The organism is Comamonas sp. FUJ_7 (assembly GCF_057369555.1).
In genome coordinates this window covers 794,645-809,310 of the sequence record NZ_JBXXZI010000001.1, presented here as the reverse complement: position 1 = coordinate 809,310, position 14,666 = coordinate 794,645, and the positions used below count along the sequence as shown (strand labels likewise).

Below are 14,666 nucleotides of genomic sequence, written 5' to 3'. Positions count from 1 at the left end.
GCTAATTTTTTGTATTGAGGTTCAATTTATTTGGATCGGGGTGTGGTGGGGGCTGGGCCGCGGTTGGCAAGGTGACGGAATGTGATGCGGCCCTTGCTCAGGTCATAGGGAGACATTTCCAGTGACACTTTGTCTCCCGCCAGAATACGAATGTGGTGCTTGCGCATCTTTCCACCGGTGTAAGCGATCAGCTGATGACCGTTATCCAGCGTGACGCGAAAGCGCGAGTCAGGCAGGACCTCGGTGACGGAGCCCTGCATTTCAATAAGTTCTTCCTTGGCCATTTGTTCAATCTCTCAGAAAAAGTCCGTTGTGGCGTTTGTTCATCATCACCACGGAAAAGGCCTGAGCAAAAACTGCTCAGGCCTCAAGGTGGCGAGGGCGCTGCGCTGTTCGCGCAGACCGAACAAAAGGCCGATATCTAATCAAGCTATGCTTTAACAGCATTCAACCAACGGATGAAATTGTAGCGTCTCGACTTTGTAAGCGGCTTGACAAAGGATGCAATCTGTCGCAGAGATGAGACGATCTGAGCACACTTTTTTTGTGCTCGTCGCTTCAATGTCGCGGCAGGCTTTTGTGAGAAAGAAATGGGCACAATGCCTGTCTTTCTGGAGGAGGCCTGCAGTGCATCAGCTCTTGGCTAGAATCCTGTTCGATAGCTCTATAACTTTGATAGCAAAAAACCATTGTGTCTGAACGACTCGCTGTACTTTCTCAATATTTATTACCCAAGCAGGCACTGACGGCCCTGATGGGGAAATTGGCTCAGGCTGAAGCTGGAGAGTTGACGACGACAGTGATTCGTCGCTTCATTCAGCGCTACAAGGTCAATATGGCAGAGGCTGCCGAACCTGATCCTGCGGCCTACAAGACTTTCAACGCTTTTTTCACGCGGGCACTCAAGGATGGAGTGCGCCCTATGGCGCAGGCGGACTGGATTTGTCCGGTCGATGGGGCTATCAGTCAGTTCGGCAAGATTGAGGGGGAGCAGATCTTCCAGGCCAAGGGGCATCAATACAGTGCTACGGCATTGGTAGGAGGGGATGCGGCTCTTGCGCGCCAGTTCGATAACGGCAGCTTCGCGACAATTTACCTGAGCCCGCGTGACTATCACCGCATCCACATGCCTTGTGCTGGCAAGCTGCGAAGCATGACCTATGTGCCCGGTGATCTGTTCTCGGTGAACCCTGTCACGGCGCGCGGAGTGCCGGGTCTGTTTGCTCGCAATGAGCGCGTGGTTTGCGTCTTTGAGAGTGCCCATGGCCCATTTGTGCTGGTACTGGTGGGGGCAACGATTGTAGGCAGCATGGCCACGGTGTGGCATGGCCTGATCAACCCGCCGCGGCCCGGTCATATCAAGACCTGGAATTACGAGGGCAGCGATGCTGTGGAGCTTGCCCAGGGGCAGGAAATGGGGCGCTTTCAGCTGGGATCGACGGTGGTCATGTTGTTCCCGCAAAGCGCAGGCATGCAGTTCAATGCGCAGTGGCAGCCTGCAGGGCCCGTACAACTGGGCCAGGTGATGGGGCAGGCACAGGCCAAGCTGGTTTGAGTCCGCTGGAAATCATAAAGTAATAGCAAAAGCCGCTGGTGCCATAAGGCCCAGCGGCTTTTTTTAAGTGTTCAAAGAAACCAGGTCAGGGCTTCCTGTCGGCGCTCGGTGGTGAACAGCGTGGGCGCTAAGTCCAGGCCGTCAGGCTTGACCGGATCGTCGTGGCCTTTGAGGTAGACCATCAATTCACGTCTGCGCAAGATGACATGGCTGACGATCTCGCGTCGGCCATTTTGGGTGACCTCGGTGCCGGGACGAAACAGCGGCATATGAAATAGGCCACTGCGTGTGGTGGGCGGCGATGCCGCAACTTCATTGGAGGGGAGCTGCATGGGCTTTCCGTAGTAGTGGTGACTGCATATCGGCAATGCAGTCAGAAACTAAAGCCTATGCAACAGATTTTGTTCAGCTCGATTGCCCCAGTGCTTTGAGAAGCTCTGTCTCGATTTGAAGCTGGCGGCTGCTGTCCTGCAGCTCCGGACCCTCGATCAGAAAAGTGTCTTCTACGCGCTCTCCCAGAGTGCTGATTTTGGCCAGTTGTACGCTGATGTGGTGCTGGGCCAGGATGCGGGCAATGATGTAGAGCAGACCAGCGCGGTCGGATGCCGAGATGGACAGCAGCCAATGCTGTGCCTTTTCATCGGGGCGCAAGATGACGCGGGGGGCAAAAGGAAAGCTCTTGACTCGGCGCGACAGCCTTCTTTTGGTCGGAGGGGATAACGGACCGCCCTTGAGCAAAGTCAGCGTCAGGTCGTTTTCCACCATGTGCATCAGTTCGCGGTACTGCTCCTGCATGGTGGGGGCGATGACTTGAAAGGTATCGAGTGCATAGCCGTTGTTGGCGGTGTGTACGCGGGCGTCGAGAATGGAAAACCCTGCGCGGTCGAAGTAGCTGCAGATGCGGGCGAAGAGGTCGGGCTGGTCGGGTGCATAGACCAGTACTTGCAGACCTTCGCCAGCCAATGAGCGTCTGGCGCGAACCACGGGCTTGCCCTGACCCACATGGCGCGAAAGGTGGCGTGTATGCCAGGCAATGTCGGCGGCCTCATGGCGCATGAAGTAGCTGATATCCAATGTTTCCCAGAGCTTTTTATGCGATTCAAAAGGTTGGGCGGACAAGGCCAGTTGCACCAGAGCTTCGCGTTTGCGGCCCTCTATTTCGGCTGCTGCATCCGGTGCGCGGCCACCTAGTACGCGCAAGGTCAGGCGGTAGGTGTCCTCCAGCAGCTTGCCTTTCCAGGCACTCCAGACCTTGGGGCTGGTGCCGCGAATGTCTGCCACCGTCAGCAGGTACAAGGCGGTGAGCTTGCGTTCATTGCCCACTTTGTCGGCAAAGGCACGAATGACATCAGGGTCTGACAAGTCCTGCTTTTGCGCCACCTGGCTCATGGTCAGGTGCTCGCGCACCAGAAATTCGGCCAGCTCTGCATCGGGCTTTGCTATCTGATGGGCACGGCAAAAGCGCTTGACTTCGACCGCACCGATCACGGAGTGATCACCCCCCCGGCCTTTGCCAATGTCATGAAAAAGGGCGGCCAGATACAGAATCCAGGGTTTGTCCCAGCCTGCGGCCAGCTGAGAGCAGAACGGATATTCATGGGCATGCTCGGCCATGAAGAAGCGCCGTACATTGCGCAGCACCATCAGAATGTGCTGATCCACGGTGTAGACGTGGAACAGGTCATGCTGCATCTGACCGACGATGCGGCGGAAGGGCCAGAGGTAGCGGCCCAGAACCGAAGTCTGATTCATTAGCCGGATCGCGTGGGTGATGCCGCGTGGCTGCTTGAGAATTTTCAGAAACGTCTCGCGGTTGACCGGGTCGCGGCGGAAACCGCTGTCCATGACATCGCGGCTCGCGTATAGGGCACGCAGAGTGCGGCTGGACAGGCCTGTCAGACCCTCGTGCTGCTCATACATGAGAAAGGTCTCAAGAATGGCATGGGGATCACGCTGATACAGGTCGTCGCTGGCGACTTCAATCGTTCCCGCCTTCTCGTAAAAACGTTGGTTCAGCGGAATGAGTTTGTGAGAGCGGGGGCTTAGGCGCTCTTCAATACTCATGCGCACGATCTGGCACAGCTGGGTTACCGCCTTGGCAGCCCAGTAATAGTGACGCATCAGCGTCTCGCCCGCCCGCATGGCCAGCTTGCGCCCTTCGGGTGTGGTGGAGCGGTAGCCAAAGGCTTCTGCCACGGCGGTTTGCAGGTCAAAGACCAGCCGGTCTTCGTGCCTGCCGGCGGCGGCATGCAGACGGGCGCGAATCAGACTCAGTAGTGATTCGTTGGACTCGAGCTGCTGAACTTCAAAATCTGTAATCAAGCCTTGTGCGGCCAGCTCATGCCAGCTGTGGCCAAAGCCTGCCGCCTTGGCCAGCCAGAGCATGGTGTGCAGATCGCGCAGGCCGCCGGGCGACTCCTTGCAGTTGGGCTCCAGCGAATAGGGGGTGAAATCGTATTTGGCATGGCGCTGGCGCATCTCCAGCAGCTTGCCTTCTACAAAGCTCTTGGGCTGAAGCTGTGAGCGAAACTGCTGCTCAAAGTCCGTAAACAAGGCTTTGCTGCCGCAGATGTGGCGTGACTCCAGCATGGCTGTCTGCACCGTCAGGTCTTGCGCCGCTTCCTGCAGACATTCGGCAATGCTGCGCACGCTGGAGCCGATCTCCAGTCCTGCATCCCAGCAACTGCTGATGAACTGCTCGATGCTGGCCGCCAATTCCGCAGCCGGCTGTGCACTGCTTTGGGGCAGCAACACCAGCACATCGATGTCCGAATAGGGAAAGAGCTGGGCCCGGCCATAGCCCCCTACGGCTACCAAGGCGGCACCCTCTGGCATGCGCGCCCGTTGCCAGAGAGTGCTTAGCAAGCCGTCGGCCAGATCACTGAAATGGTGCAGCACTCCGCGTACGCTGCGTCTGCCCAGCGTAGGGTTGTGCAGCAGAGCGATTTGTTGAGCCTTGGCGTGGCGGTACGCATCGCGCAGGGAATGCAGTGCACCGAGATCCGAAGCGTCAGGTGCAGTGGAGGAGCCGGAAGAAAAGGTCATGCGCAGCAGAAAAAGTTTCAACAGAGCAGGTGCTTGATTGTCCTCTTAACCCGACCTCGTGGCCGCTGTCAGCCTGAGCTGGAGCCTGGGTATGGAGCAAGAGGAGTGCGCAGCACTTGTAGCACCTTCGAGACAAGCAAAAAATATGCCGCATCCGGCAGTAACCAGATGCGGCATGGCGACTTTCTGTACAGAAGCGCTTGATGCAGCTTTACGTGCGGATGGCCTTGATGAAGTCGGGCGGCGTGGGCGAGCCATCGGACCAGGTCAACACGTCATAGCCGGTCTTTGTCACGGCCAGCATCAGCTCCCACTGGGCCGTGAGGCTGCGATCCTTGGTGACCACGGTCCAGCCGTCGGGCATGGCCTTGATGTCGCGCTTGCCCAGATTCAGCATGGGCTCGATGGTGAAGACCATGCCTTCTTCCAGCACCACGCCTTCGCCGGGCTTGCCGTAATGCAGCACCTGGGGCTCATCGTGGAACACTTTGCCGATGCCGTGGCCGCAGTATTCGCGCACCACAGACAGGTTGTGACCTTCGGCATAGGTCTGAATGGCGTGGCCGATATCGCCTAGGGTTGCGCCAGGCTTGACCTGCTCGATTCCCTTCCACATGGCTTCAAACGTCAGCTTGCACAGGCGCTTGGCGGCAATCGAGCCTTCGCCAATGATGAACATGCGGCTGTTGTCGCCAAACCAGCCGTCATCGGTGATGATGGTGACGTCCACGTTGACGATGTCACCCTTCTTCAGAGGCTTGTCATTGGGGATACCGTGGCACACCACGTTGTTGACCGAGGTGCAGACATAGGCCGGGTAGGGCGTCATGCCCGGCGGCTGGTAGCCCAGGCAGGCGGTCTTGGTGCCTTGCTCAGCCATGCGCTTGGCGCACAGATCGTCGATCTGCTGGGTGGTGATGCCGGGCTTGATGTGGGGGGTGATGTAGTCCAGCACATCCGAAGCAAAGCGGCCTGCAATACGCATGCGTTCAATGTCTTCGGGAGTCTTCAGTGTGATGCTCATGGCGTGAATTATCCCATTGCGCGCTTGAACATGCAGGGCTTGTGGGTGTGAGCATTCGGACTAACCCCGAGGCACGGTAAAATCGCAGGCTCACCGATTCAGTGCCCTGAGCTGCGCCTTCTGACAAGGACGCGGCTCAGGCGCTTTTCACCAGCCTTCACATAAACAGGCCGCCACGTGACATTGCATCTGACACAGTTTGAGGGTGGAAACGCCCTGAGCTCGTTCCGCGCCCAACAGCTTTTGACCGATCTGGTCGCCATCCACCCCAAGATCACAGGCGTGTCCGCGCGCTTTGTGCATTTGGTGGCTACCGAGAGCACACCTGTGCCCGCATTGCAAGAGCGCCTGTCGGCGCTCTTGACTTATGGCGACCCCTACACAGGCAACGCCGAAGGCGTGGCTTTCATCGTCACCCCTCGTCTGGGCACCATCTCGCCATGGGCTTCCAAGGCGACTGACATTGCCCGCAACTGCGGCCTGGATGTGTTCCGTGTGGAGCGCATGACCGAGTACCGTGTCGAGCTGAAGTCAGGCTTGCTCGGCGGCAAGTCCGAGCTGTCGGCAGAGCAGACTGCGCAAATCGCCGGCCTGCTGCACGACCGCATGACCGAGTCCGTGTTTGCCACACGCGCCGAAGCCGAGCAACTGTTCACCACCCTGGCCGCCGAGCCCATGGAGTTTGTGGATGTGCTGGGCGGTGGCCGTGCAGCGCTGGAGACCGCCAACAAGCAGTGGGGCCTGGCTCTGGCCGAAGACGAGATTGAGTATCTGGTCAACGCTTTCAATGGCCTCAAGCGCAACCCCACCGATGTGGAGTTGATGATGTTTGCGCAGGCCAATTCGGAGCACTGCCGCCACAAAATCTTCAACGCCAAGTTCACCATCGATGGTGTGGAGCAGGAGAAGTCGCTGTTTGGCATGATCCGCAACACCGAAGCCGTCTCGCCCCAGCACACCATCGTGGCCTATGCCGACAACGCCTCCATCATGGAAGGCCATGAGGTCGAGCGATTTGTAGCGAAATTTGCCGCAAACGTAGATGGTGCAAGCGCTCCTAGCTATCAAAAGCAGACTGCGACCAATCATGTGCTGATGAAGGTGGAAACGCACAACCACCCCACGGCCATCTCTCCCTTCCCAGGCGCATCGACCGGTAACGGCGGCGAAATCCGCGACGAAGGCGCGACCGGCCGCGGCTCCAAGCCCAAGGCAGGTCTGACCGGCTTCACCGTCTCCAAGCTGTGGGGTAGCGAAGTGGGCAAGCCCGAGCACATCGCCAGCCCGCTGCAGATCATGATCGAAGGCCCGCTGGGCGGCGCGGCGTTCAACAACGAGTTTGGCCGTCCCAACCTTACCGGCTACTTCCGTGAGTACGAGCAGCAGGTCGGTGACATCACCCGTGGCTACCACAAGCCCATCATGATTGCCGGTGGTCTGGGCGTGATCGACTCCGAGCAGACGAAGAAGATTCCGTTCCCCGCTGGCACGCTGCTGATCCAGCTGGGCGGCCCCGGCATGCGCATCGGCATGGGCGGCGGCGCGGCCAGCTCCATGGCCAGCGGCACCAACGCTGCAGAGCTGGACTTTGACTCGGTGCAGCGCGGCAACCCCGAGATCGAGCGCCGTGCGCAGGAAGTCATCAACCACTGCTGGGCGCAGGGTGCTGAGAACCCGATTCTGGCCATCCACGACGTGGGTGCCGGTGGTATCTCCAACGCTTTCCCCGAGCTGACCAACGACGCGGGACGTGGCGCGCGCTTCGACCTGCGTGCCGTCAAGCTGGAAGAGTCCGGCATGTCGCCCAAGGAGATCTGGTCCAACGAATCGCAAGAGCGCTACGTGATGGCGATTGCGCCCGAGTCGCTGGCGCAGTTCACCGCCTTCTGCGAACGCGAGCGCTGCCCGTTTGCCGTGATCGGCACAGCCACCGAAGAGCGCCAGCTGGTGCTGGAAGACACGGCAGTCGAATCTGGCGACCAGAAGTTCCCTGTGAACATGCCCATGGAAGTGCTGCTGGGCAAGCCGCCCAAGGTGCACAAGGACGTGACCACCGTGGAGCGCGAGTTGCCCGCCATCGACCTGACCGGCGTGCCGCTGGAAAAGGCCGTGATCGAAGTGCTGGCCCACCCCACCGTGGCCTCCAAGCGTTTCCTGATCACCATTGGCGACCGCGCCGTGGGTGGTCTGACCCACCGCGACCAGATGGTCGGCCCCTGGCAAGTGCCTGTGGCTGACGTGGCCGTGACCCTGGCCGATTACAAGGGCTTCAAGGGCGAAGCCATGGCCATGGGCGAGCGCACGCCGCTGGCGGCCATCAACGCGCCCGCATCGGGCCGCATGGCCGTGGCCGAAGCTATCACCAATATGCTGGCTGCGCCCATCGAGCTGTCCAAGGTGAAGATGTCGGCCAACTGGATGGCCGCTTGCGGTGAAGCCGGTGAAGACGCTGCGCTTTACGCCACCGTCAAGGCCGTGGGCATGGAGCTGTGCCCCGCGCTGAACATCTCGATTCCCGTGGGCAAGGACTCCCTGTCCATGCGCACCCAGTGGAGCGAGAACGGCCAGACCAAGAAGGTCACCTCGCCCGTGAGCCTGATCATCACCGGCTTTGCCGCCATTGATGATGTGCGTACCACGCTGACGCCCCAGCTCAACGCCGATGTCGAAGACAGCACGCTGGTGCTGATCGACCTGGGTCGCGGCAAGATGCGCATGGGTGGCTCCATCATCGGTCAGGTGCTGAACCAGGCTGGCAATGAAGTGCCGGATCTGGACGACCCGCAAGACCTGATCGCCATGGTCAATGCCGTCAACGCCTTGCGCGCCAAGGGCCTGATTCTGGCCTACCACGACCGTGGTGATGGCGGCCTGCTGGCCACCGCTGCCGAAATGGCCTTTGCCGGCCAGGTGGGCGTGGCACTGAATGTGGACATGCTGATCACCGAAGGCGATGGCATCTCCGACAGCCGCATGGACAGCGGCGAGGGCAAGAACTGGGGCAAGCAAGTTTCCGGTCGCCGTGAAGACCGCACGCTGCGCGCGCTGTTCAACGAAGAGCTGGGCGCCGTGCTGCAGATTCGCACCGAAGACCGCGCCGAAGTGCTCCAGGTGCTGCGCGAGCATGGCCTGATCCAGTGCAGCCATGTCATTGGCAAGACCCGTCCTGTCTCGTCCCCCGTGGATGCCGGCAAGGGCGAGCTGCAGGTCTGGCGTGATGCCAACAAGGTGTTTGGTGCAACGCTGTCCGATCTGCACCAGGTCTGGGACGCCGTGAGCTGGAAGATCGCCCAGCAGCGCGATAACCCCGCCTGTGCCGACAGCGAGCACGCTGCGGCGGGCGATCCCAGCAACCCCGGCATGCATGTGCATCTGACGTTTGACCCCCAGGACAACGTGGCTGCGCCTTTCATCAACGTGGCTGCCAAGCCCCGCGTGGCGGTGCTGCGTGAGCAGGGCGTGAACTCTCACGTTGAAATGGCCTATGCCTTCGCCGAAGCCGGCTTTGACGCGGTGGACGTGCACATGAGCGACCTTCAAGCCGGCCGCGCCAACCTCAAGGACTTTGCTGGCGTGGTGGCCTGCGGTGGCTTCAGCTACGGCGACACCCTGGGTGCCGGCATTGGCTGGGCACGTTCCATCACTTTCAACGATCGTCTGTCCGAGCAGTTCCAGCAGTTCTTTGGCCGCACCGACACCTTTGGTCTGGGCGTGTGCAATGGGTGCCAGATGTTTGCCGAGCTGGCCGACATCATCCCCGGCGCGCAGGACTGGCCCCGCTTTACGCAAAACCAGAGCAACCGCTTTGAAGCGCGTCTGTCCATGGTGGAAGTGCTGGAATCGCCCAGCCTGTTCTTGCAAGGCATGGCCGGTTCGCGCCTGCCGATTGCCGTGGCGCACGGCGAGGGTTATGCCAACTTCCAGTTCCGTGGCAACGCGGAGCAGGTGGTCAAGGCCATGCGCTACGTGGACAACCACGGCCAGCCTACCGAGCAGTACCCGTTCAATCCCAACGGTTCGGCCGGTGGCCTGACCGCAGTGACCACGGCCGACGGCCGCTTCACGGCCATGATGCCCCACCCCGAGCGCGTGTTCCGCAATGTGCAGATGAGCTGGACGAACGGAGATAAGTCCGAGTTCAGCCCCTGGATGCGCGTGTGGCGCAACGCCCGCAAGTGGCTGGGTTGATGACCGCTTAAGCCCCATCAGGGGCTGAGTGGGCAAGAAAAAGGCTCTGCATCTGCAGAGCCTTTTTTGTGAAATCACTAAAAAAGAATAGCTGCTTGCGCTTTTAAAGTAAGGATTTTCAATACTTTCCTATGGGAAATGCTTTGAAATCAAGCGCATGCAGCTATGGTTTTTAGAGGAGAGATAAAGCCGCGCTGCTTTCATCTTCCGCCTGGACATCAAGATACTGGCGCAGGCTGTCGTTCAATGCCTTGGCAAAGCCGGGATGGTCAACGATGCGCACATGCGGAATCCAGTAGCGCAGCGTGGGCAGCAACTGCTCGGCGTGGCTGACCTGGGTGCTGACCTCCAGATAGCTGCTGTGCTCTCTGAGAATGCTTTGCTGTGGCACCTGCTGGCGGCGCTTGAAATACTCCATGGCCAGGCCCGAGACATGCAAGGTGACATGGGTCTTGGGGCCAAACCAGATGCTGTCGCTGCTTTCAATCTCGGTCATGAAATCGCTGCGCGGCTCGAACAGTTCTTCGGTGTTCAGCACCTGGCCGCATTGCGACAGCGCAAAGGCTTTTAGCTGTTCGTTTTCAACGGCGGCCAGATACCAGATGCCTTGCTGGTTGATGAGCTTGTAGGGTGCCAGCGTTCTGGCCTTGCCCCGGTGGCGCAGATGGCAGATACGACGGGTACGCACCGCTTCTTCAAGCCTGTCAAAGTCCTGGCGATGGATGCCTTCCATCTCGGTGAGCGGGCCGCGAAACAGATAGCTTTGCTCATCGCCCGGTGCTTCGGCCCATTGCGTCAGCCGCCGCAGCGTATCGCCCGGCAGTTGCTCCTGAATATCGAGCAAGGCCATCACGGCGTCGAGTTGCTTGAGCTGCAGGCGCGGCTGCAGATGGGGCTTGAGCTGGTAACGGCCCTCGGCATTGCTCTGTACCCATTCATCCAGGCGGCTGAGGTCGCGAAAGATGGTGCGCTCGCTGACATCGAACTCCTGTGCCAGGGCCGTGCGCTGCAGTTGCTCGCCTGCGTAGAGCCGCTGAATGATGGCTGTCAGGCGTTTGGCCAGCTTCTGGGTATTTTCAGAGGTCATATTATTTTTGATAATTTCAAATAAAGTATAAACGGATTTTTCTATTTTTAATCGTTTGAAGTGATTTTGATTTTCTAAACTAATTTTTTATTTTTGAATCTTGTGCTTGGAAAGAATAATTATTTATTTATGAGATGGCTTCATAGGTGTCATCACCTGTCAGTTGACGGGCGTACGATGCTGTTTTTCAAGGGGGCTACTATGAAGATCAAGGAATATTTGACGCTCTTTGAGCGCGGAAGCTGCAAGATAAAGGTTGAATTCAAGAATCATCAGGGGTGTATTGCAGAAAGAAGCATGGAGCCGCATGAAATCATAAAATTGATTCGCCCCGGTAAAGACGGATTTGAGCAATGTCTGAGATTTGATGAATGGCCTTTTAGAATTGAAAAATATGAAATATTTCCACAAGAAAATATTTTGATTATTCATGCTATTCATTAATGCTTGGCTTATTCATCAAAGCCTAGGATTTTGTTACATTTTTTGACGCGTGTTCGATGATAGTCTGCGCGCCTGAGGTTGCTGCTCGTTTGGCAGTGCAAAACATATTGCACGCGGCGTCTGTGATCTGTTTACAGCGAACGAACGGGGGGGTGAGGTGTCGCGTGTGTTAGCAACCGAAGCAGAAGTGCTGGCCTTGTCGCCGGACGCTGCTTCATCCAAAGCCGCCAAAGGGCTGCAATCCATCAGCAAGTGGCCGACCACAGGCAGCAATGACGCCGCCGTCTGGGGTGAATGCCAGGGCAGCGGCTCCAAGCCTTATCAGACTCAGATCGATCTGAGTGGCCCGGCCTTCAAATGCTCCTGCCCCAGCCGCAAGTTCCCCTGCAAGCACGGCCTGGCGCTGATGCTGCTGCGCGCTGAAGGTCAGGTGGCTGAAGGCGGCGAGCCGCCCGAGTGGGTCAATGCCTGGCTGGGTGGCCGCCAGGAAAAAGCCGAGAAAAAAGAGGCCAAGGCGGCAGCCATTGCCGCGGCGCCGCCGCCCGATCCCGAGGTGCTGGCCAAGCAGCAAGCCAAGCGTGACGACAAGCGCTGGGACAAGGTGGCTGCCGGCATGCAGGAGCTGTCGCTGTGGATGCAGGACATGGTGCGCACCGGTCTGGCCAACCAGGCGGGCGACAGCAAGGCACGCCAGCACTGGCACACCATGGCTGCCCGCATGGTGGATGCGCAGGCCACCGGCATGGCCGCACGCATCAAGGAAGCCTGGGAACTGGTAGACAGCCACCCCCAATGGGCGCGCGATCTGCTGGTGCAACTGGGCCACTGGCAATTGCTGGTGGATGCTGTGGAGCGCCGTGAATCTTTGCCCGCCGATGTCAAAGCCGATGTGATGGCCGCGCTGGGCTGGTCGCTTGACAAGACTGAAGTGCAAGCCCAAGGGCAAAAGGTGAGCGACCAGTGGCGCGTGGCGGGCATACGCCTGATCGAGCGCGAAGGCCGCCTGCTGGAGCGCCATGTCTGGCTGCAAGGCCTGAAAGATCTGCAAGGTGGGCGCATGGCGCTGCTGCTGGACTATGCCCAAGGCGGGCGCGGTTTTGAATCGGCCTGGGTGCAGGGCGCCAGCTACAGCGGCAGCCTGCATTTCTACCCCGGCCGCGCAAGGCTGCGTGCGCTGGCAGGTAACGATATGCAGTTGTTGGATACCGTTGCGGTGCTGAATGCCGAGGTGCTGGGCGATGCCCTGCAGCAGCTGAGCCAGCGCATTGCCTCCAATCCGCTGCAGCCCACGCAGCCGCTGTGGTGTGCCAATGCGGGGCTGAATTTTGTCGATGGGCAGTGGTATGCCGCATGGCCGCAGTCCACCAACATGGCCGCTGATATGGCGCCTGTGCCCGTGGTGATTCAGGACGCCGAAGCCTGGCGCCTGCTGGCGCTGACGGGCGGCGCCCCCGTGGCCTTGTTTGGCGAATGGGAGGCTGGCCCGCAGATTGGCCGCTGGCGCTTGCTGAGCGCTTGGCAAACCGCAGAGCAGGGCGGAGGCCTGTCCTGCATCTGGCAGAACCGGGGAGAGCTGTGATGAGTCAAGCCAATGTATGGACTGCACTGCAGCAGTCAGCCTTGGTGGGTGCTGAGCGCCTGGCCGTGCCTGCGATTTTGACGACGCCCGATGTGAGCACTCCTGCCACCGTGCAGGCTGTGCAACTGGCCTTGCAGCAGCCTGCAGCTTCCACTGCTGCACAGGTGCTGCGTGCCAGCGCCGTCGCAGCGGTGCTGGAGCGTGCAGGCTGGGTGCCCGGTAGCCAAGTTCAGCTGGCAGCGCCGCTGACGGCGCTGGCTATGCCTGCACCTGAATCGCGCAGTGCGCCAGATGATGCGCAGTTGGAGCGTCTGGTCGAAGCCATCATCAGCGAAGGACCTCTGGACCAACTGGCACCTGCATTTGCCGTGCTCGATAGCGCTGGCCTGCGCCTGCCGCACGGCCTGCTGGTCAGTGCACTCAACCAGGGCCGCCAATCCACCGAGCTGCGCGAATGGCTGCTGCCCGTGCTGGGCGAGCGTGGCCGTTGGCTGGCCACGCAAAACCCGCAGTGGGCCTATGCAGCAGGTGTTCAGGAGAGCGCCGATGCTGAGCAAATCTGGCAAGAAGGCTCCATCGCCCAGCGCGTGAGCCTGCTGGAGACAGAGCGCGCAACCGACCCGGCCAAGGCGCGCGCACGGCTGGAAGCAAGCCTCAAAGAATTGAACGCGAAAGAGCGCGCGCCCATGGTGGCAGCGCTGCATACGGGCTTGTCCATGGACGACGAGCCGCTGCTGGAGAAGCTGCTGGCCGACCGCAGCAAGGAAGTACGCGAAAACGCCGCCCAGCTGCTGACCCGTTTGCCCGCCAGCGCACACAGCCAGCGCATCACGGCCTGGCTGCAAAGCATGCTGAGCCAGGATGCGAAGGGGGAATGGCAGATCGAGCCGCCCACCGAAGGCAACAAAGACTGGGAGCGTGATGGCATTGCGCTGCAATTGCCTGCCTATGTGAAGGGCGAGCGCTCCTGGTGGCTGCAGCAGATGGTGGCGCTGGCGCCCATTGATTTCTGGCACCAGGCGCTGGACAAAAGCCCCGAGCAATTGTGGGATTGGAGCCGCCGCAGCGACTGGAAATCTGCGCTGCGCCAAGGCTGGCTGCGGGCACTGGATACCCAGCACGACCTGCGCTGGCTGCCGCTGCTGCAAAGCATGGAAAGCGATTCGCGTGCGCAGGCCTTGCTGCCGCCGCTGCTTGATCAGCTCACGCCTGAGCAGCGCGAAGCCCTGTGGCTGGATCGTCTGCAACGCAAGCAGGGCCAGAGCGCGCTGATCGATTCGGTCAACAACATCGACGACAGCATGGGCGCGGTGGATGTGCTCTCGCCCGCCATTTCGCAATGGATTGTCGATGCGCTCTATACCGCCACGCGGGGCAAGCAGGCCCAGGGCAACTGGCACAGCTGGCAGGCCGACCAGGCGGTGCTGGCCTGCGCCAAACGCCTGCACGCCAGCGTGCTGGTTCGCTTTGCAGATCTGTGGCGCACGCCCGTGCCTGAGGGCGATTTGCCAGCCGTGAATGCTGAACCCAAAGCGCCCGTTGAAGGCCCGAATGCCGACGCTAATGCCGAAGCGATTGCCAGACTGAAAGCCGAGCAGGAAGCCCGCCGCGCGCGTGCCCGCCTGCGCCCCTGGGATGACGAGCGCGTGCTGCAACAACTCAACCGTATTGTGGATCTGCGCCTGGCGCTGCATGCCGTCACCACCTCTGCCTGATACCACCTTTTTTCAAAGTATTCACACTG

General features: G+C 59.9%; 10 protein-coding genes. 5 read left to right on the top strand and 5 right to left on the bottom strand.

Annotated elements, in window-relative coordinates:
• Positions 1–26 precede the first annotated feature (26 nt).
• Positions 27–284: a translation initiation factor IF-1 gene (gene infA / locus AC2I9W_RS03600; RefSeq protein WP_158391850.1), complete on the bottom strand. Its 258-nt coding sequence runs from the start codon at positions 282–284 to the stop codon at positions 27–29.
• A 407-nt stretch (positions 285–691) separates the two neighbouring features.
• Here infA and asd point away from each other — a divergent pair, with 407 nt between their 5' ends.
• Entirely contained in the window at positions 692–1,555 is an 864-nt protein-coding gene (gene asd, locus AC2I9W_RS03595) for an archaetidylserine decarboxylase (RefSeq protein WP_486408652.1), read from the top strand.
• Positions 1,556–1,626: 71 nt separating this feature from the next.
• Here the strand turns inward: asd and AC2I9W_RS03590 are convergent, their stop codons facing one another.
• The 3 genes from AC2I9W_RS03590 to map form a co-directional block, all read right to left on the bottom strand.
• Complete coding sequence (locus tag AC2I9W_RS03590; protein WP_486408651.1) at positions 1,627–1,887, bottom strand: hypothetical protein; 261 nt, start codon at positions 1,885–1,887, stop codon at positions 1,627–1,629.
• A gap of 73 nt (positions 1,888–1,960) precedes the next feature.
• On the bottom strand, positions 1,961–4,600 hold the full coding sequence (locus tag AC2I9W_RS03585; RefSeq protein ID WP_486408650.1) for a [protein-PII] uridylyltransferase: 2,640 nt from the start codon (positions 4,598–4,600) through the stop codon (positions 1,961–1,963).
• A 211-nt stretch (positions 4,601–4,811) separates the two neighbouring features.
• On the bottom strand, positions 4,812–5,624 hold the full coding sequence (gene map, locus AC2I9W_RS03580; protein WP_486408649.1) for a type I methionyl aminopeptidase: 813 nt from the start codon (positions 5,622–5,624) through the stop codon (positions 4,812–4,814).
• A gap of 177 nt (positions 5,625–5,801) precedes the next feature.
• Here map and purL point away from each other — a divergent pair, with 177 nt between their 5' ends.
• Complete coding sequence (gene purL, locus AC2I9W_RS03575; RefSeq protein ID WP_486408648.1) at positions 5,802–9,812, top strand: phosphoribosylformylglycinamidine synthase; 4,011 nt, start codon at positions 5,802–5,804, stop codon at positions 9,810–9,812.
• A gap of 172 nt (positions 9,813–9,984) precedes the next feature.
• Here purL and AC2I9W_RS03570 read toward each other — a convergent pair whose 3' ends face one another.
• A complete protein-coding gene (locus tag AC2I9W_RS03570) occupies positions 9,985–10,899 on the bottom strand; it encodes a helix-turn-helix transcriptional regulator (protein WP_486408647.1) in 915 nt (304 codons plus the stop codon).
• 201 nt (positions 10,900–11,100) lie between these two features.
• On the opposite strand from AC2I9W_RS03570, the gene AC2I9W_RS03565 reads away from it, so the two are divergent.
• From AC2I9W_RS03565 to AC2I9W_RS03555, 3 genes are all read left to right on the top strand, one after another.
• The gene (locus tag AC2I9W_RS03565; RefSeq protein WP_486408646.1) at positions 11,101–11,343 is read left to right on the top strand and encodes a hypothetical protein; all 243 of its coding nucleotides are present in this window, start codon (positions 11,101–11,103) and stop codon (positions 11,341–11,343) included.
• Positions 11,344–11,500: 157 nt separating this feature from the next.
• Positions 11,501–12,922, top strand: coding sequence for an SWIM zinc finger family protein (locus tag AC2I9W_RS03560; RefSeq protein WP_486408645.1), 1,422 nt, complete (start codon positions 11,501–11,503; stop codon positions 12,920–12,922).
• Positions 12,922–14,637: a DUF5691 domain-containing protein gene (locus AC2I9W_RS03555; protein WP_486408644.1), complete on the top strand. Its 1,716-nt coding sequence runs from the start codon at positions 12,922–12,924 to the stop codon at positions 14,635–14,637. Before AC2I9W_RS03560 ends, AC2I9W_RS03555 begins: the two co-directional genes overlap by 1 nt.
• Positions 14,638–14,666: the final 29 nt, after the last annotated feature.

Excerpts from the sequence above, each read along its gene's own strand:
- infA (WP_158391850.1), bottom strand. The coding sequence starts at position 284 with ATGGCCAAGGAAGAACTTATTGAAATGCAGGGCTCCGTCACCGAGGTC.
- AC2I9W_RS03590 (WP_486408651.1), bottom strand. The coding sequence starts at position 1,887 with ATGCAGCTCCCCTCCAATGAAGTTGCGGCATCGCCGCCCACCACACGC.
- AC2I9W_RS03585 (WP_486408650.1), bottom strand. The coding sequence starts at position 4,600 with ATGACCTTTTCTTCCGGCTCCTCCACTGCACCTGACGCTTCGGATCTC.
- map (WP_486408649.1), bottom strand. The coding sequence starts at position 5,624 with ATGAGCATCACACTGAAGACTCCCGAAGACATTGAACGCATGCGTATT.
- AC2I9W_RS03570 (WP_486408647.1), bottom strand. The coding sequence starts at position 10,899 with ATGACCTCTGAAAATACCCAGAAGCTGGCCAAACGCCTGACAGCCATC.
- AC2I9W_RS03565 (WP_486408646.1), top strand. The coding sequence starts at position 11,101 with ATGAAGATCAAGGAATATTTGACGCTCTTTGAGCGCGGAAGCTGCAAG.
- AC2I9W_RS03555 (WP_486408644.1), top strand. The coding sequence starts at position 12,922 with ATGAGTCAAGCCAATGTATGGACTGCACTGCAGCAGTCAGCCTTGGTG.